Here is a 17,248-nt window from a genome sequence, read left to right as displayed (position 1 = left end):
TCGCAATCGTCACCGTCCGGAATTTACTTTACACTAGCGCGTTTTGACGGGCTAATGCCGTAAGATCACGAGATGCGACTGAGCAAAATCAAGCTATCCGGCTTCAAGTCCTTCGTTGATCCCACCACTATTTCGTTTCCGAGCAACCTCGTCGGCGTCGTAGGCCCGAACGGTTGCGGAAAGTCGAACGTGATCGACGCGGTGCGCTGGGTGATGGGAGAGAGTTCGGCGAGCCGCCTGCGGGGCGACTCGATCACGGACGTCATATTCAACGGTTCGAGCGCCCGCAAGCCCGTCGGCGCGGCTACCATCGAACTCCTGTTCGACAACTCCGATGCCACTATCGGCGGGCAGTACGCCCAATATTCGGAGATCTCCATCAAGCGTTCCGTCTCGCGCGACGGCATCTCCACCTACTACCTGAACGGCACGCGCTGCCGCCGCAAGGACATCACCCACGTCTTCCTCGGCACCGGGCTGGGGCCGCGGAGTTACTCGATCATCGAGCAGGGCATGATCTCCCGGCTGATCGAGGCCAAGCCGGAGGAGCTGCGGGTGTACCTGGAGGAGGCCGCCGGCATCTCCAAGTACAAGGACCGGCGCCGCGAGACGGAGAACCGGATCCGGCACACCAAGGACAACCTGGAACGCCTCGCCGACCTGGTCGACGAAGTCGAGAAACAGCTGAAGCATCTGGATCGTCAGGCGAAGACGGCCGAGCGATACAAGCGCCTGAAGGCCGAAGAGCGCCGCACCCGTGCTGAACTCCTGGCCCTGAAGCTGCGGGACCTGGACGCCCGGGCCGCGGAACAGGAACGCCACCAGGCGCAGAAGGAGAACGCACTGCAGGCGGCCGTCGCCGAACAGCGCCGTATCGAGGCCGCCATGGAGCAGGCCCGCGTGAGCCAGGGCGAGCGCAGCGAAGCTTTCAACGAGGTCCAGGGCCGTTACTACCGCATCGGCGCCGAGATCGCCCGTCTGGAGCAGTCCATCGAGCACGGTCGCGAGCTGCGCCAGCGCCAGGAGCAGGATCTCGCGCAGGCCCGGGCCGCGGCGCGCGAGATCGAAGACCACATCGAGCAGGACCGCAACGAGCTGGACCAGCTGGAACTGGCACTGAACGAGCTGACTCCGGACCTGGAGCAGGCCCGCGGGCGGGAGGCTGCGTCGGCCGAATCGCTGCAGCGGGCCGATGAAGCCATGGCGGCGTGGCAATCGCGCTGGGACGAGTTCGTGCGCCGCGCGAGCGACGTGGAGCAGTCCGGCGAGGTCGAGCGCGCCAGGATCGAGCAGCTCGAAGGCCAGCTCGAGAAGCTGACCCAGCGCCGCGAGCGGATCGGCGACGACTCCCGCGGTCTCTCCGTGGACGAGCAGAAGAACGTCGTCTCCGGCCTCACCGGCGAGGAGAGCGCGCTGCGGCAGGCAGCCGAGGAAGCGGACGCCAGGGTGAACGAACTACGCCAGCAGATCGCCACGCTGCGGGAGCAGGAGGTGCGCATCGGCCGTCACCTGGAGGCCCGCAAGGACGAGCTGCAGAAGGCGAGCGGCCGCTACACCTCGCTGGAGGCCCTGCAGAAGGCGGCGCTCGGCGAGGCGGACGGCACGGTCGGTGGCTGGCTCGAGGCCGCGGGGCTCGCGGACCGGCCGCGGCTCGCGCAGCGGCTGAAGGTCGAAGACGGCTGGGAGCGCGCAGTGGAGACCGTGCTGGGCTCCTACCTGCAGGCAGTCTGCGTCGACGATCTCGTCGCCGCGACCCGTTCGCTGGAAGCGCTGAACGAGGGCTCCCTGACGCTCCTGCAAGGGAGGGAGAGTTCCCTGTCGGCCGGAGACGGCCGGCTCGCGGCCCGGGTCAGCGGCGCGCCCCAGGCGGTGCTCGACCAGTTGCAGCACGTGCGCACGGCGGACTCGCTGCCGGCGGCACTCGCGTTGCGAGACCGCCTGGACGACAACGAGTCCATCATCACTGCCGACGGCATCTGGCTGGGTCGCAGCTGGCTGCGGGTCAATCGGGAGAAGGACGCACGGGGCGGCATACTGAAGCGTGAACAGGAGATGCGCACGCTGAAGGACGAACTGCGCGAGCAGCGTGTGCGGGTGGAGACACTCGAGAAGACCCTGCACGATACGCGCCGCCGGCTGGAGAGCCTGGAGGAGCAGCGCGAGTCGGTGCAGCAGGCAGCTGCCGACCGGCATCGCCGTCAGGCCGACGCTCAGGCCCGGCTCGAGAGCGCTCGCTACCGGCTCTCCCAGATCGAGGAACGCATCGAATCGTTCCGCACCGAGACCGCCGATATCGACCGGGAACTCGAGGCCACCCGGCAACGGCTCGAGGAGAGCCGCCAGCGTCTGGAGCAGTCGCGGGCCGACGTGGGCTCGATTGACAAGCAGCGCTCGGAGCTCGAGTCCCAGCGTGAGCAGCTCCGCGGCGAACTCGCGCGGGTGCGCCAGCAGGCTGAGCAGGATCGGGCCGAAACCCAGGCGATCGCCCTGCGCTACGAGTCGCGCCGTTCCTCACGGGAGTCGGCCAGCCAGAGCCTGGCGCGAATGAAGTCACAGCTCGGCCAGTTCCACCAGCGCGAGGCGGCGCTCAAGGAGCAGCTGGCCGCGGGCGAAGAACCCATCCGGCGCCAGGAAGAAGCGCTGGAGGTGCAGCTGCGCGAGCGCGTGGAAGTGGAGGGCAGCCTGGCCGAGGCGCGCCGCGCCGTGGAAGCCGTGGACGCGGAGCTGCGGGAGCTCGATCAACAGCGCCTAGCCAACGAAACCGCCGTGGAGTCGGCCCGGCAGGCAGTGGATCAGGTGCGCATGGCGGCCCAGGAGATACGGGTGCGCCGCGAAGGCGTGGCCGAGCAGTTTGCCGAGACCGGCTTCGAGCTGGAAACCGTCCTGGCGGAGATGCAGGAGGATGCGTCCGCCGATGTCTGGGAAGAGAACCTGCAGAAGCTCAGCGCGCGCATCGAGCGGCTCGGGCCCATCAACCTCGCCGCGATCGACGAGTTCAAGGAACAGTCGCAGCGCAAGGAATACCTCGATGCGCAGCTGGCCGATCTGAACGAGGCCCTGTCCACGCTGGAGGGTGCGATCCGCAAGATCGACAAGGAGACGCGCACGCGCTTCCGCGAGACCTACGACCTGGTGGATGCCGGCTTCAAGCGGCTGTTCCCGAAGCTTTTCGGCGGCGGGCACGCCTATCTGGAACTCACCGGCGAGGATCTCCTCTCCGCGGGCGTAACGGTAATGGCGCGGCCGCCCGGCAAGCGCAACAGCACCATCCACCTGCTCTCGGGCGGCGAGAAGGCGCTCACCGCCGTCGCGCTGGTGTTCGCCATATTCGAGCTGAACCCGGCGCCGTTTTGCATGCTCGACGAGGTGGATGCGCCACTGGATGATGCCAACGTCGGCCGCTTCTGCGACATCGTCAAGGAAATGTCGTCTCAGGTGCAGTTCGTGTTCATCACGCACAACAAGGTCACCATGGAGATGGCACGCCAGCTCACCGGCGTTACCATGCAGGAGCCCGGTGTCTCCCGCCTGGTGTCGGTCGATCTCGACGAGGCGGTGAAAATGGCGGCGAGCTGATCCGGCGTCGCTGGTCGTTGCCATGGACGAATTACGCGTCATCCTTCTCCTGGTCGGTATCGGCGTCGTGGGCCTCGTGTACTGGCACAGCCGGCGGCAGGCCCGGCGCCGTGAGTCCCAGCCGGACGTGAGGCTGGAGCCCGCGTTCGACGAGAGCAGCGTCAGCGCGGACGACGACACGGCCTCGCTCCCGGAGCTGGAGGCGGACGAGCCCGTCGCGGCAGTATCCGGCGACGACCAGTACGACGACGAGTACGCCGACGATATCCGGGTCGGCGAGACCCGCGATTTCGTCGGCGACAGCGAGGAGACCGCCGAGACCGCCGAACAGCCGCAAATAGAGCAGAAGATCATCACCCTGCGGCTGGTCGCCCGCGGCGACGATCACTTCAACGGCGAACAGGTCGTACTCGCGCTCCGCGGCCTCGGCCTGCGCCACGGCAAGTTCGGTATCTTCCACCGTGTGGAGGGCACCGACGACGAGAGCATCGTCTTCAGCGTGGCCAGCCTGGTAGAGCCGGGTACCTTCGACCTGACGAACATCCGCGAGCAGCAACTGCCCGGTGTCAGCATGTTCATGGTCCTGCCCGGGCCGAAGGACGGGGCCGAGGCTTTCGACGAGATGATGGCAACCGCCCGTGCGCTGGCGGATTCCCTGAACGGGGAACTCCTCGACGAGGCCGGCAGCACCATGAGCGTCCAGCGAGAACGATTCCTGCGCGAGGAGATCATCCAGTATCAGCACGGTCTGGCTGTGAGCTGAAGGCGCTCCGTGAGCGTTCCCGCCGCCAAGAGAAAACGCGTCGAGCAGCTCCGGGAGGAGATCCGCCAGCACAACTACCGCTACTACGTCCTCAACGACCCCTCCGTCCCGGATGCCGAGTACGACCGGCTCATGCGCGAACTGGAAGCGCTGGAGGAGGAGTACCCGGCCCTCCGGGATCCCGACTCGCCGACACAGCGCGTGGGCACCACGCCGGTCAGCGAATTCGGCGAGGTCAGGCACGGTGTGCCCATGCTGTCACTCGCCAACGCGTTCTCAGAGGAGGAGCTGCGGGACTTCCATCGCCGGGTGATCGACCGCCTCGAGCTGGACGAGGAACAGGGCGAAGCGCTCGTCTACCACGCCGAGCCCAAGATGGATGGCGTCGCCGTCAGCATGCGTTACGAGGACGGCGGGCTCGTGCAGGCGGCCACCCGTGGCGACGGGACCACGGGCGAGGACATCACCCACAACGTGCGTACCATCCGCAGCGTTCCCCTGCGGCTCCGTGGCTCCGGCTACCCGCGCGTCATCGAGATTCGGGGCGAGGTCTTCATGCCGAAAGCGGGATTCGTGGAGTTCAACCGCCGGGCGGAGAAGGCGGGTGAGAAGACCTTCGTCAATCCCCGTAACGCGGCGTCGGGCAGTCTGCGCCAGTTAGATCCGCGCATCACCGCGAGGCGACCGCTCGAGATCTTCGTCTACGGCATCGGCGAATACTCGGGCGGCGATCTGCCTGATCGTCAGAGCGGCATCCTGGAGCAGTTGCGCGACTGGGGCCACCGCACCTGTCCGGAGAGCCAGACCGTGAGCGGCGTCGAGGGCTGTCTTCGTTATTATGGGCAAATCGCCGAGAAAAGGGACTCGCTCCCATACGAGATCGATGGTGTCGTCTACAAGGTGGACAGACTCGATCATCAGCGCGAACTCGGTTTTGTCTCCCGTGCACCGCGATGGGCCGTCGCCCATAAGTTCGCGGCACAGGAGGAGCTCACGGTCGTGCGCGACGTGGAATTCCAGGTGGGACGGACGGGTGCCGTCACGCCCGTGGCCCGCCTGGAGCCCGTCTTCGTCGGCGGCGTCACCGTGAGCAACGTCACCCTCCACAACATGGACGAGATCGCCCGGAAGGATGTCAGAATCGGCGATACCGTCATCGTGCGGAGGGCGGGAGACGTCATACCCGAGATCGTATCGGTGGTGACCGACCGGCGTCCTAAGAACGCGAGGCGGATCAGCCTGCCCGAACACTGCCCCGTCTGCGGCTCAGCGGTGGAACGCCCGGAAGGCGAGGCGGTCGCCCGCTGCTCCGGCGGACTCATCTGCGCCGCCCAGCGCAAGGAGTCGCTACGTCACTTCGCCTCGCGCCGTGCCATGGACATCGACGGTCTCGGCGAGAAGATCGTGGAGCAACTCGTCGAATCCGGAAAGGTGGAATCACCGGACGATCTGTACCGGCTGACTGCAGAGGAGCTCGCCGGACTCGAGAGAATGGGGGAGAAATCCGCAGAGAACCTCGTCGCGGCGCTCGAGAGCAGCAAGAAAACCACCCTGGATCGCTTCCTCTACGCACTCGGTATACGGGAGGTGGGGGAGGCGACCGCGGCGAATCTCGCGCAGTACTTCGGCGACCTCGACGCCCTGATGGCTGCGGATCAGGAAGCGCTGGAGGCGGTGCCGGACGTTGGGCCGGTTGTGGCGTCGCACATCCACGCGTTCTTCGCAGAAGACCGCAACCGCAGTGTCATCCGGGCTCTGCAGGATCTCGGCATCACCTGGCCCAAAGGCAAGGCGGCGGGCGCGGTATCCGAAACCGGACCATTCGCCGGCAAGACCGTCGTGATCACGGGAACGCTCAAGTCGATGACCCGGGATGAAGCGAAGGATCGCATCCGTGCGGCAGGCGGCAAAGTAACCGGAAGTGTCTCGAAGAAAACAGACTTCGTTGTTGTCGGTGAGAACGCAGGCAGCAAATTGGAAAAAGCAGAGGCTTTGGGTATCGAGACCATTGGTGAGGATCGGTTGGCCGTCTTATTGAATCCTTTGCACTGAGCCAGTTTTGCTCGGCTAATCACCCCAAAGAAGAAGGCCCGCCAGAACTCTAGTTTGGGCGATTGTTCCCATCCTCTGGATTTTGTTGACGTAAACTGAATCCGACTCCTATATTGCAGCGCCATGCCAAGCGCTACACAAAGAAAGATTCTAGAAGCACTTTTTCGTGCGTTTCGTCCCATTGCTCGGGCGATGCTCAGAAGCGGTCTTGGATACAGAGAGTTCGCGGAAATAGCGAAGGCAGCTTTCGTAAATGTTGCATCGTCGGACTATGGCTTGCGAGGACGTCCGACGAATACATCCCGGGTAGCCGTGATGACTGGTTTGACCCGAAAAGAAGTTAAACGGCTTAGAGATCGAGAGGCGGCTGGTCAGACCTTCGAGGTTAAGCGGGAAGTGGCACCAGGTGCGGTACTCGCTAAGTGGTACAGCCATCCGGATTTCATCGAGGAAAGTGGCGAGCCTGGACTCCTAGATTTTGCTGGGGAAGCAGGGTCGTTTACTGATCTGGTGAAGCGGTTTGGAGGAGATATTCCGCCGGGAGCAATGCGAACAGAGTTGCTGAGAGTTGGGGCTATAGAAGAACTTTCTGACGGAAGGCTTCGGGCTCTGAAGTCTGTTTTTACACCCGCGGATTTGGATGATCGTTTAGCGGTAGCTCTTGAGCTTTCCTTAAGGCGGCTTGCTGAGACAATCTTGCACAACACTGATCCAAGCAACCAAGATGACGTTCATATTGAGAGGACTGTTACGACACAGCTGATGAGTAAGGCCGACCTCAGACGCTTGCGTTACATGACCAGAGGGAGAATGGAGGAATTCGCAAAGTCTATGCAGGATCTATTCTCAACTTATGAGTCCTTTCATGAAGAGGCTGATGCGGAGGAGGGACGGGCAGTTGGAATAGGTCTCTACTATTTCGAAGAAGCCCCATCAGAAAACTTGTCGTTGCCAGACGACTAGAGTTCCGCTCAACAAGTAATCTGACAGCTGCGGATTTCTCACGCCGGGAACGCTTCGGGCGTTTAGTTTCCTTTACTCTCCTACAAGAGAAAGTCGAGTCTTCGTCCACGCGGGCGGGCAGGCTGCCGACAATTCCCGATTGGCTCTTTCCAGCGCAGTAGACGTGTCACTGCCTTATTGAGTAGGAGATTTCGCCGTTTCTCCATTCCTATGGGCGGCAGATTAGCTCCCCGGTTCCCGCTTGGGCATCACTATGTTGCGTGCTGTCACAATGACTTCAAAGTCTTGCGTCGGTAATTATTAATTTACTTTATTAAGAATAATCACTAACTAGCTGTATTAAAAAGTATCAAATGACGACAACAGTCGACTGCTTTTCTTCTGCATTTATCCCAATTGCCGGCCCAGAGCACGGTCCGGGGCCTACGAGAGACGAAAGTTCGGCGGACCAATGTTCCAGTTGGTTGCCGAAATTGCACATAACCCGTCGAATTTATTAGTCATAATCGGTTGACTCGCAGGACCGGCCGGCATAAATTCCCAATTTATGGGGATTATGTTTAGATATGAACGATTCTGTAAAACAGGGGTTGCTTGCGGCCTACTCCAGATTGATGCGGCCCCTGGTTCGAATCTTGCTTCGGCACGGGGTTTCGTTTGCCGAGTTTTCGGAGGTCATTAAGCGAGTTTACGTTTCAATCGCGGCGGAAGAGTTTCAAGTTCCGGGTCGGCGGATGTCGAAAGCGCGTATTGCGATAGTCACCGGCCTCACAAGAAAAGAAGTTCAGCGATTAGCTGAAATAGACGAGGAGGATTTTACGGGGGGGCAGAGCAACTTAAGCCGGATCGGCCGAGTATTGCTGGGATGGCATACCGACCCGGATTACACGGGACCGTACGGTGTTCCGCTCGAACTTCCTTATGACAGTCCGACAGGGGAATCCTTCACGACGCTGGTGCAGACATACAGCGGGGATATGACGCCTAGAGCGATGCTGGAGGAGTTGCTTCGAGTTGGAATTGTCGTTCAGACAGATGCGGGTTGGTACAAAGTGGTCAGACGTGAATATGTGCCCGATTCGCTAGCCCCAGATTTTCTGGAGAGATTTGGAATACAGATTCGAAACTTCATCCAAACCCTAGAGTTCAACATGCTGAAGTCGGGTCCAGGCAAGGGCCGGTTTGAGAGGACGGTAATTGCAGATAACGGGATGAGACGAATTGATCTAGAAGGTCTGGATTCGTATGTGAGGGAGCGCGGCCAGGCGGTGCTAGAAGATATTGATAACTGGATTGCGCAGCAGAAGACACCAAGAAAAGAGGCGGGTGACGACGTAGTCCAGACAGGAATCGGCATCTATCACTACGTCGTTGACGAGGACGACGAGCCGAAGGCTTTGAAAACGCTGTTAAGTAGGCAGGAAAAAGAAGACAACGATGACTCGCGGCATTAGGAGGTCGACGAGTTTGCGACGGATATAGGAAGAGCTCCGACCGCCGCAAGAGATTTTTTGGGGGATCCCAGGAAAATATTTCCGAGAGGTTTTGGAGGAACTCTCACAATGAGCGAAAAAAATAGACTCGATAAGAGATTGCCGATGTTGTTCGGAGCAATTTGCTTTTCAGCACTGTCGGCAATAGCGAATGCTGGCACCACTGAGAGTTCGGTCCAAAGTATTAACGGCAGCGATGTACGCAGCATCAACGGCAGCGATGTACGCAGCATCAACGGCAGCGATGTACGCAGCATCAACGGCAGCGATGCGCTGAGCATCAACGGTAGCGATCTTCGCAGCATCAATGGCAGCGATGTACTGAGCATCAACGGGAGTGATGTGCTCAGCATTAATGGCAGCGATGTACTGAGCATCAACGGTAGTGATGTGCTCAGCATCAATGGCAGCGATCTTCGCAGCATCAATGGCAGCGATGTACTGAGCATCAATGGCAGCGATGTACTGAGCATTAACGGTAGTGATGTGCTCAGCATCAATGGCAGCGATGCGCTGAGCATCAACGGTAGCGATCTTCGCAGCATTAACGGCAGCGATGTACTGAGCATCAACGGTAGTGATGTGCTCAGCATCAATGGCAGCGATCTTCGCAGCATCAATGGCAGCGATGTACTGAGCATCAACGGTAGTGATGTGCTCAGCATCAATGGCAGCGATGCGCTGAGCATCAATGGCAGCGATGCGCTGAGCATCAACGGTAGCGATCTTCGCAGCATCAATGGCAGCGATGTTTTGTTCGCGGCGTTGGAAGGATTTCAAGCGCGCTATGTAGATATTTCTGCTCAGGTTGCGAGATCTGGGGCTTTCGCAATTGGGGTACAACCGAGTCTCTTCGCTGTTGCGCCGATTCAGGCCGTTCACCATGATCGTTCGACTGTGACTGTTCTTGGCGGAGAGGTTGGCCTCGAAGGTTCGACTTTGAATTCCCTAAGCCAGGGCGACCTTGTCGCAGTTTTTGGCTCTCGGGTCAGCGCTGGCGTCTCAGTTGCAACGAGTCTGGCGAAATTGGGAAGTGCTTCTCCTTCAACGACCATGGATGTCTTTATTCAAGGCACGGTGGGCGCTGTAGATCACGGATTAGGACTGATCACTATCGGTGGCGTCTCGGTTGACTACACGCCTCTCTTGGCGAACGGTCCGTTACCGAGTGTTGGCGCTCAAGTCGCACTCGTCGGGACAAAGTACTCTGGTTCACCTCTTGTAGTGGCGAAATAAAAAAAGCCGGCATCCCTGCCGGCTAATATCTCGCCTCAACTTAGGAGATTTGAGGGTTGGAGGAATCCTCTCCGAGCGATAAGAGAAGATTCGAGAGAGAAGTTACCGGAGGGCTGAACAGCCTGGTGTGATGGGAGTCACATTTCCCGGACAAAAAAAGGGCGCCAGCGGCGCCCTTTTTCTTGCTAGTCCGATGAGGTCATTCGGCCGAGCCGTTGTTTCCTGATCTCAGGCCATCCAGATATTCCTGCAGTTTCTTCTGCTCGACAACCGGCCTTAGCCTGTCTTTCACCTCATCGAAAGAGGGAGCTTCCGTTTCCCGCGAATCCTCTCGCAGGATCACGTGCCAACCGAACTGGGTCTGCACGGGTTCGCTGGTATAACTGCCGTCCTCCAGTGCCACCACGGCGTCAGAGAATGGCTTGACCATCGAGTCCGGCGGGAACCAGCCTAGGTCACCTCCGTTAGGCCCGGACGGGCCGGTCGACTTCTCCTTGGCCAGTTCGGCGAATTCGGCGCCTTCATCCAGCTGCGCGATCACGGCCTTGGCCTCGTCCTCCGTCTCCAGGAGGATGTGCCGGGCCTTGTATTGCTGAGGTTGGTATCCGGCCACCTGGGCGCTGTATTCAGCGCGCAGTTCCGTCTCGGTGGGCGGGTTCTCTTCCAGGTAGTTGCCGGCCAGGGCCGAGGCGAGCGTCGACATGCGCTGGAGCTTGATCTGGGCCGCGACTTCGGGGTCCTCGTCGAGTCCGGCCGCTTCGGCCTCATCGGCAAGCAGGTAGAGGTCAGCGACTTCGTCGCGGAACTGCTCACGCTGCTCTGCGGTGACGTCACCCTGGGCGCCCCTCATGCGATTCTGCATGTAGAGTTCTAGCACCTTGGCCTCCACCTCGGGGTCGGCTGCCGTCGCGGTGTCGGACTGTGCGCAGGCTGCCGTGCTCAGCAGCACTGCGGTGGCAAGTACGAGGGCCTTGCCGGCGCCTAGCTGGCGCAGATACGTAGTCGTCATAGTTGGTCCTCTGTTTCCGTGGTCGAATCTTGCCCTCAAACCCTTCAGGACTCGCCGGGGGCGAGAGCGGAAATACTGAGCGCGTGAATATCGGTGTCCATCATGTCCCCGGCGGCATCGTAGACGAGTCGGTGCCGCTGGATGCGTGAGAGCCCCTCGAAAGCGCTGGCGGTCAGTCGCACGGCGAAGTGGCTGCGGCCGTCCTGCGCGCCCGCGTGACCGGCGTGCAGATGGCTCTGGTCCTTGATCAGGAGTTCCTCGGGTTCCAGCGCATTCCGGAGCCGTTTCTCGAGTTCTGCCTGACGGTTCGTCACGGCAGGACCTTGTTGAACGGCTTCACGACCACGCGCTGGTAGACGCCGGCTTCCACGTATGGATCATCGTCGGCCCAGGCTCTGGCGTCCTCCAGTGAGGCGAATTCCGCGATGACGAGACTGCCCGTAAAGCCGGCTTCGGCCGGGTCCTCGTTATCGATGGCGGGGTGCGGTCCGGCGACCAGGAGGCGACCCTCGTCCCGGAGCGTGCGCAGCCGCTCGAGGTGTCTGGCCCTCGCACTGGAGCGCAGAGGCCCGCTGTCCGGCACGTCTTCACTGATGATGGCATACCACATCGTCATTCAGCTCCGCTGGTGGATTTGCGCTCGTTCCGGGAGACCATGACGGCCAGCCAGACTCCCTGGATCACCATGAAGGCGAGGGTCATGCCCAGCAGTCCGAAGAGCTTGAAGCTGACCCAGGCGCTCTCGCCGAAACGGTACGCGACGAAGATGTTGGCCGCACCGGCTACGGCGAAGAATATCCCCCAAATCACGGTCAGTTGACGCCACTGGGCTGCAGAAAGTTCCACGGCGGATTGCAGCAGCCGCTGGATAAGGGGCTTCTCGCCGATGTAGAGGCTGCCGATGCACACCGCTGCCATGGCCCAGTTCAGGAGAGTGGGCTTCCAGATGAGGAACAGGCTGTTGCGAAGCGCCAGTGTCACGCCGCCGAGTATCAGTACCAGCGCGGTCGAGATCAGATAGATGCGGCCGACCTGCCGCGTGAATATCCAGTGGGCCAGCGGCACCAGCGGCATGGTGGCCATGAGGACGATGGTCGCGGTGTAGATGTCGGCCTGTTTGTAGGCCACGAAAAACGCGACCACCGGCAGATAGTCCAGGATCAATTGCATGCGCTGGGAGTCTGTTCTGCGGTGAGTACCGTGATCGGCGAATGATAACGCACACGCCGGCGGAGCCCCAACGCGGCGGTTCACGGCAGTCGGATTTGTGCCCGCGTGCCGGTAGAATGCCGGGCGTGTCGCAGATCATCACCATACACCCGGAGAACCCGCAGAAGCGCTATGTCGACCAGGCGGTCGACATAATCCGCGCCGGGGGCCTGCTGGTGTACCCCACCGACTCGAGCTACGCCTTCGGCTGCGAGATCGGCAACAAGAAGGCGCTGGACCGCATCAGGCTGTTGCGCCAGGCGGACAAACTCCATGATTTCTCGCTGGTGGTCCGCGACCTGTCCGAGATCGCCACTTATGCGCGGGTGGATAACTGGGCCTACCGGCTGCTGAAGCATTTCACGCCGGGACCCTACACGTTCATCCTGAAGGCCACCCGTGAAGTGCCCAACCGGCTGAAGAACCCGCGCAAGAAGACCATCGGCATCCGCGTGCCCGACCACCCGATCAGCCAGGCGCTGCTGGAGGCGCTGGGCGAGCCGATGATGAGTTCGACCCTGCTGCTGCCCGGCGACGACGTGCCCATGACCGACCCCGTGGAGATCGCCGGACGCCTGGGTAATCAGGTGGATGCGGTGGTCGATGGCGGCGCCGGCGGTATGGAGCCGTCCAGCGTGCTGGACCTCACGGAGGGCACGGTACATATCCTGCGGCGGGGCATCGGTGACGTCAGCGCCTTCGAATGAGGGGGCCGCGGCCCCGCTGGGATTACGTTAGAATCACCCTGTGTCCGAATCAGAGAAAAAGCAGCCGGTCCTCCGCGTGGTGAGCGACCAGGGAGCGCCCAAGGCGGTGCCCGAGGATCTGCGGCCGTCCCAGGCCGAGATGCCGTTCGCCATCGTGGACGGTGAGCCGGTGACCGAGCTGCCTCAGGATCTCTATATCCCGCCCTATGCCCTCCAGGTGTTCCTGGAGGCGTTCGAGGGACCGCTGGATCTGCTGCTCTACCTGATCCGGCGGCAGAATCTGGACATCCTGGACATCCCCATCGCCGAGATCACCCGGCAGTACATCGAGTACATCGAGCTGATGAAGGAGCTTCAGCTGGAGCTGGCCGGTGAGTATCTGGTGATGGCGGCGATGCTGGCGGAGATCAAATCGAGGATGCTGCTGCCGCGGCCGGTGGTCGAGGAGGACGAGGAACACGACCCGCGGGCGGAACTGGTCCGCAGGCTGCAGGAATACGAGCGCTTCAAGAAAGCGGCGGAGAACCTCGAGGAGTTGCCGCGCCTCGAGCGCGACGTGCACTTGGGACAGGCCGAGGCGCCCGAGCGCCAGGTGGTCACCAAACTGCCGGATGTGACGCTCAAGGAGCTGATGGTGGCGCTCCAGCAGGTGCTGGCCCGCGCCGAGATGTTCACCAATCTTCATGTGCAGCGCGAGCCGCTCTCGGTACGTCAGCGCATGTCGGAGATCCTAACGCGGATCCGTGGCGCGCAGTTCACCCAGTTCGACAAGCTGTTCGACGTGGAGGAGGGCCGCATGGGCGTCGCGGTGACGTTCATCGCCGTGCTCGAACTGCTTCGTGAGTCGCTCATCGAGGTGGTGCAGTCAGAGGACTTCGCCCCCCTGCACGTGCGGGCGGCCTCGAATGTGCGCGTTGTGAATGATGAGGGGGACGCCACGGCGTCGGACGAGAGCGCCACGTCCTGAGCGTTCCCGGTAAAGTGACCTATGGATGAGACGAGTATCAAATATATTCTCGAGGCAGCGCTGCTCGCCTCGTCGGAACCGCTGTCGATCGAGCAGATGATGTCGCTGTTCGACGAGAGTTCGCGTCCGGAGCGCAAGGATATCCGCGCGGCTCTCGACGAACTGGAGGCCGACTACGAGGACCGGGGCATCATGCTGGCCGAGGTGGCGTCGGGTTTCCGCGTGCAGGTGCGCCCGTCGATGTCGGCCATGCTGCAGCCGTTGTGGGAGGAGCGTCCGCCGCGTTATTCGCGCGCGCTGTTCGAGACGCTGGCGCTGATCGCTTACCGCCAGCCCATCACCCGCGGCGAGATCGAGGATGTGCGCGGCGTCACCGTCAGCCCCAACATCATCCGCACGCTGCTCGACCGGGAGTGGATCCGGGTGCTCGGCCACCGCGACGTACCGGGCAAACCCGAGATGTTCGGCACGACGAAGGCGTTCCTGGACTATTTCGGCCTGAAGCGACTGGACGATCTGCCGCCCCTGGCCGAGCTGCAGGATATCGAGGGCCTGAACGCGCAGCTGGAATTCGCCACCGGCGAAGCGAGCGAAACGGTCCCGGCCAACGTCACTGCCCTGCGGGCGGGGGATGCCTATGACGCTCCGGACGCAGGGAGCGACGATGAAGCGGAGCACGCCACCGACGACGACACCGTCGACGGTGAGAGCGCCTACGAGGACACGGATGCATCCACCGACACCGACGAAGTCGCGGATGGCGGGGCGAGCGAGGAGAGCGAGGAAGCCGGGGAGGAAGAACGCGCCAGCGCGGGCGCGCCGCCCTCGAGCTGATACGCGCCGTCATGGCTGAGCGTTTGCAGAAGGTGCTGGCGGCAGCCGGCCACGGTTCCCGCCGCGAGATCGAGCGCTGGATAAGCGACGCGCGGCTCGCGATCGACGGCCGCACGGCCGTGCTCGGCGACACGGTCACGGGCGATGAGCGGATCACCCTCGACGGCCGTCCCCTCGCGGTCCGTCGGCCCGAACCGGGGTTCCATCGGCATCTGATCTATCACAAGCCCCAGGGCGAGGTCTGCTCGCGCAGCAACGAGTCCGGGCATGCCACTGTATTCGACGCGCTGCCGCGGCTGGACCGGGGGCGCTGGGTGAGCGTCGGCCGCCTGGACGTCGCCACCAGTGGTCTGCTGATCTTCACGACCGACGGCGCGCTGGCCAATGCGCTCATGCATCCATCCAGCACCATCGAGCGGCGCTACGCGGTGCGCGTGCGAGGTACGCCTTCGGCGGAGGACCTGGCACGACTGACCGGCGGCATCGAACTGGAGGATGGTCCGGCCGCCTTCGACAGCCTCGCGGAGAAAGGCGGCGAAGGCGTCAATCAGTGGTACGAGGTGACCCTGCGGGAAGGCCGCAACCGGGAGGTGCGGCGGCTCTGGGAAGCGGCGGGTGTCGAGGTGAGCCGGCTCATCCGCATCGGTTACGGTCCGATACACCTTCCCCGGGGGCTGCGCCGGGGACAACACCGTCCCCTGACGGCGGCCGAGGCCGGGGCGTTGTATGCGGCGGCGGGCCTCGAGGTCGCCGCCGAGAGGCCGGAAGATGCCGGCCAGGACCCGAAACGGCGCCGGGGAACGTCCGGGGCGAAGACGGGGCGCCAGGCCGGGCGCGCGGCGGGCAGGTCTACTGGGCGTCGAAAGACCCGCCGGTGACGCCCCGGCTGTCGGGGCCGAGCAGATAGATGTGGGGTGTCAGCACCTCCTCCGGAGTGGCCAGCTTGTCCCTGTCCTCTGCCGGATACGCTTTCAGCCGCATGTCGGTGCGGGTGGCGCCGGGGTTCACGCAATTGACCCGGATGCCCGCCTTCTCGGTCTCCTGGGCGAGGACCTGGGAGAGGCATTCGACGCCGAATTTGGAGACCGCGTAGGCGCCCCAGTAAGCGCGGCCCTGCCGGCCCACGCCACTGGACGTGAAGACGATGGAGCCGTCCTCGGATTTTCGCAGCAGGGGCAGGCAGACCTTGGTCAGGACGAACTCTGCTGTCAGATTGACGTGGATGACGCGCTGCCACAGGGCGACGTCGTAGTGTTCGATGGGCGCGAGTTCACCCAGGATGCCGGCGTTGTGCAGCAGGCCGTCCAGCCGGCCGAACTCGTCCGCGATGCTGTCCGCGAGGCTCGTATAGGTCTCGCCGTCGGCCTTCTCGAAGTCCACGGGAGCGATGGAGGGGCGCAGGTGCCCCGCGTCGATGATCTCGTCGTAGACCGACTCCAGCTTGCTCACCGTGCGCCCGAGCAGGATCACGCGCGCGCCCAGTCCGGCGAATCGTTTCGCCGCGGCCCGGCCGATGCCGTCGCCGGCGCCCGTGACGAGGATGACGCGGTCGGCCAGCAGGTTCTCGTTGGGAGTGTAGGTGCGGGGATCGAAGGTCACGGCTGCTCCTGATCGGGGGTGCTGGGGGTGCGCGCGTGGCGCCGGGCGGCGCGCCACGCGCGCCAGAGCAATTGTAACGGATGGGCCGGGCCGCGGGTCCCGTCGCGGCGCCGCGCGGTCAGGTGCGCTTCGCTGACGGCGGCGACCACCGCGGTGACGGCGCTGGCGTCGCAAGTCCCGGGCCCGGCGCGCGCGAGTTCCTCGAGTCCGGCGTCCGCCAGATACTCGACTGCGCGGCGGAATCCGTCCTGCTCCGGCCACCTGCCGGGCGCCATGTCGTCCAGTCCGGCATCGGCCGCGACGTCCCGGGGCAGGAGGAAGAGCTGCCGCCCGGCCGCCAGCGCGCCGGTGGTCTTCGCCATGCCCCAGGCGATACCTGCGTGCCGCGCGGCCGCGCGGCGGGGTTCGTCGTGCGTCTGTTCACCGGATGGCGCGGCGGCGAGCGTCAGCGCGGCGCTTTCCCGGCGGAAGCAATACAGCCTCAGCTGGTCGACCGACTCCGGCGTCTCGCCGCGGCCCAGGGATTCCGCGCAGATGACGAGTTCTTCCAGCCAGGGGACGAAGGACGAGGCCACGGGCAGCAGCTCCGCCAGCCCGCTGGTCAGCGGATGACGGGGTTCGCCGACTGCCAGCCGGGCGATCTCCTGCCGCCACCAGTCCAGCTTGACGGCGCCGATGGCGGGGTCCCGGCTCCCGGCCGAGGCGGCGAGGATCGTATCGCGCAGCGCGCACAGCAGCCGGAAGCGGCGTTCGGAATCGCCACGCAGGAAATTGGCGACCAGCTCCTCGTCGGAACCGGCCCGGAGCCTGGTCCAGTTCTCGGGTGCGTCCGTCACGGCG

The 17,248-nt window shown here is 63.1% G+C and carries 16 protein-coding genes; 10 read left to right on the top strand and 6 right to left on the bottom strand.

From position 1 onward, the window contains the following. Positions 1-72: 72 nt before the first annotated feature. From smc to ACJMKZ_RS11710, 6 genes are all read left to right on the top strand, one after another. Entirely contained in the window at positions 73-3,576 is a 3,504-nt protein-coding gene (gene smc, locus ACJMKZ_RS11735) for a chromosome segregation protein SMC (protein ID WP_405233402.1), read from the top strand. A gap of 22 nt (positions 3,577-3,598) precedes the next feature. Next, complete coding sequence (gene zipA / locus ACJMKZ_RS11730; protein ID WP_405233401.1) at positions 3,599-4,339, top strand: cell division protein ZipA; 741 nt, start codon at positions 3,599-3,601, stop codon at positions 4,337-4,339. Positions 4,340-4,348: 9 nt separating this feature from the next. Beyond that, positions 4,349-6,391, top strand: a complete 2,043-nt coding sequence (ligA, locus tag ACJMKZ_RS11725) for an NAD-dependent DNA ligase LigA (RefSeq protein ID WP_405233400.1) — start codon at positions 4,349-4,351, stop codon at positions 6,389-6,391. A 123-nt stretch (positions 6,392-6,514) separates the two neighbouring features. Beyond that, complete coding sequence (locus ACJMKZ_RS11720; protein ID WP_405233399.1) at positions 6,515-7,354, top strand: DUF6502 family protein; 840 nt, start codon at positions 6,515-6,517, stop codon at positions 7,352-7,354. Between the two features lie 566 nt (positions 7,355-7,920). Further along, a complete protein-coding gene (locus tag ACJMKZ_RS11715; RefSeq protein ID WP_405233398.1) occupies positions 7,921-8,808 on the top strand; it encodes a DUF6502 family protein in 888 nt (295 codons plus the stop codon). 108 nt (positions 8,809-8,916) lie between these two features. Next, on the top strand, positions 8,917-10,083 hold the full coding sequence (locus ACJMKZ_RS11710; RefSeq protein ID WP_405233397.1) for a hypothetical protein: 1,167 nt from the start codon (positions 8,917-8,919) through the stop codon (positions 10,081-10,083). A 199-nt stretch (positions 10,084-10,282) separates the two neighbouring features. Here ACJMKZ_RS11710 and ACJMKZ_RS11705 read toward each other — a convergent pair whose 3' ends face one another. The 4 genes from ACJMKZ_RS11705 to ACJMKZ_RS11690 are packed head-to-tail and all read right to left on the bottom strand — an operon-like array spanning position 10,283 to position 12,262. After that, on the bottom strand, positions 10,283-11,092 hold the full coding sequence (locus ACJMKZ_RS11705; RefSeq protein WP_405233396.1) for a peptidylprolyl isomerase: 810 nt from the start codon (positions 11,090-11,092) through the stop codon (positions 10,283-10,285). A 44-nt stretch (positions 11,093-11,136) separates the two neighbouring features. Then, positions 11,137-11,406, bottom strand: a complete 270-nt coding sequence (locus tag ACJMKZ_RS11700) for a BolA family protein (RefSeq protein WP_405233395.1) — start codon at positions 11,404-11,406, stop codon at positions 11,137-11,139. After that, complete coding sequence (locus ACJMKZ_RS11695) at positions 11,403-11,702, bottom strand: YciI family protein (RefSeq protein WP_405234154.1); 300 nt, start codon at positions 11,700-11,702, stop codon at positions 11,403-11,405. The genes ACJMKZ_RS11700 and ACJMKZ_RS11695 overlap by 4 nt, the downstream gene beginning before the upstream one ends. Positions 11,703-11,704: 2 nt before the next feature. After that, the gene (locus tag ACJMKZ_RS11690) at positions 11,705-12,262 is read right to left on the bottom strand and encodes an inner membrane-spanning protein YciB (protein ID WP_405233394.1); all 558 of its coding nucleotides are present in this window, start codon (positions 12,260-12,262) and stop codon (positions 11,705-11,707) included. 125 nt (positions 12,263-12,387) lie between these two features. Here ACJMKZ_RS11690 and ACJMKZ_RS11685 point away from each other — a divergent pair, with 125 nt between their 5' ends. From ACJMKZ_RS11685 to rluB, 4 genes are all read left to right on the top strand, one after another. Continuing rightward, positions 12,388-13,008 carry an L-threonylcarbamoyladenylate synthase gene (locus ACJMKZ_RS11685; RefSeq protein WP_405233393.1) on the top strand — a complete coding sequence of 207 codons (621 nt, stop codon included), beginning with the start codon at positions 12,388-12,390 and terminating at the stop codon, positions 13,006-13,008. Positions 13,009-13,087: 79 nt separating this feature from the next. Then, entirely contained in the window at positions 13,088-13,975 is an 888-nt protein-coding gene (locus ACJMKZ_RS11680; RefSeq protein WP_405233392.1) for a segregation and condensation protein A, read from the top strand. A 21-nt stretch (positions 13,976-13,996) separates the two neighbouring features. Beyond that, complete coding sequence (gene scpB, locus ACJMKZ_RS11675; RefSeq protein ID WP_405233391.1) at positions 13,997-14,809, top strand: SMC-Scp complex subunit ScpB; 813 nt, start codon at positions 13,997-13,999, stop codon at positions 14,807-14,809. An 11-nt stretch (positions 14,810-14,820) separates the two neighbouring features. Next, positions 14,821-15,687 carry a 23S rRNA pseudouridine(2605) synthase RluB gene (rluB, locus tag ACJMKZ_RS11670; RefSeq protein ID WP_405233390.1) on the top strand — a complete coding sequence of 289 codons (867 nt, stop codon included), beginning with the start codon at positions 14,821-14,823 and terminating at the stop codon, positions 15,685-15,687. Here rluB and ACJMKZ_RS11665 read toward each other — a convergent pair. Together ACJMKZ_RS11665 and ACJMKZ_RS11660 are read right to left on the bottom strand one after the other, a co-directional pair. Beyond that, the gene (locus tag ACJMKZ_RS11665) at positions 15,659-16,408 is read right to left on the bottom strand and encodes a YciK family oxidoreductase (RefSeq protein ID WP_405233389.1); all 750 of its coding nucleotides are present in this window, start codon (positions 16,406-16,408) and stop codon (positions 15,659-15,661) included. The two genes, rluB and ACJMKZ_RS11665, sit on opposite strands and share 29 nt — an antisense overlap. Continuing rightward, positions 16,405-17,244: a squalene/phytoene synthase family protein gene (locus tag ACJMKZ_RS11660; RefSeq protein WP_405233388.1), complete on the bottom strand. Its 840-nt coding sequence runs from the start codon at positions 17,242-17,244 to the stop codon at positions 16,405-16,407. The genes ACJMKZ_RS11665 and ACJMKZ_RS11660 overlap by 4 nt, the downstream gene beginning before the upstream one ends. Positions 17,245-17,248 lie beyond the last annotated feature (4 nt).

It is taken from the genome of Lentisalinibacter salinarum (genome assembly GCF_040706555.1).
GTDB lineage: Bacteria > Pseudomonadota > Gammaproteobacteria > Steroidobacterales > Woeseiaceae > Lentisalinibacter > Lentisalinibacter salinarum.
Note: the sequence above shows the minus strand (reverse complement) of the source record. Positions and strands in the feature narration are given on the sequence as shown.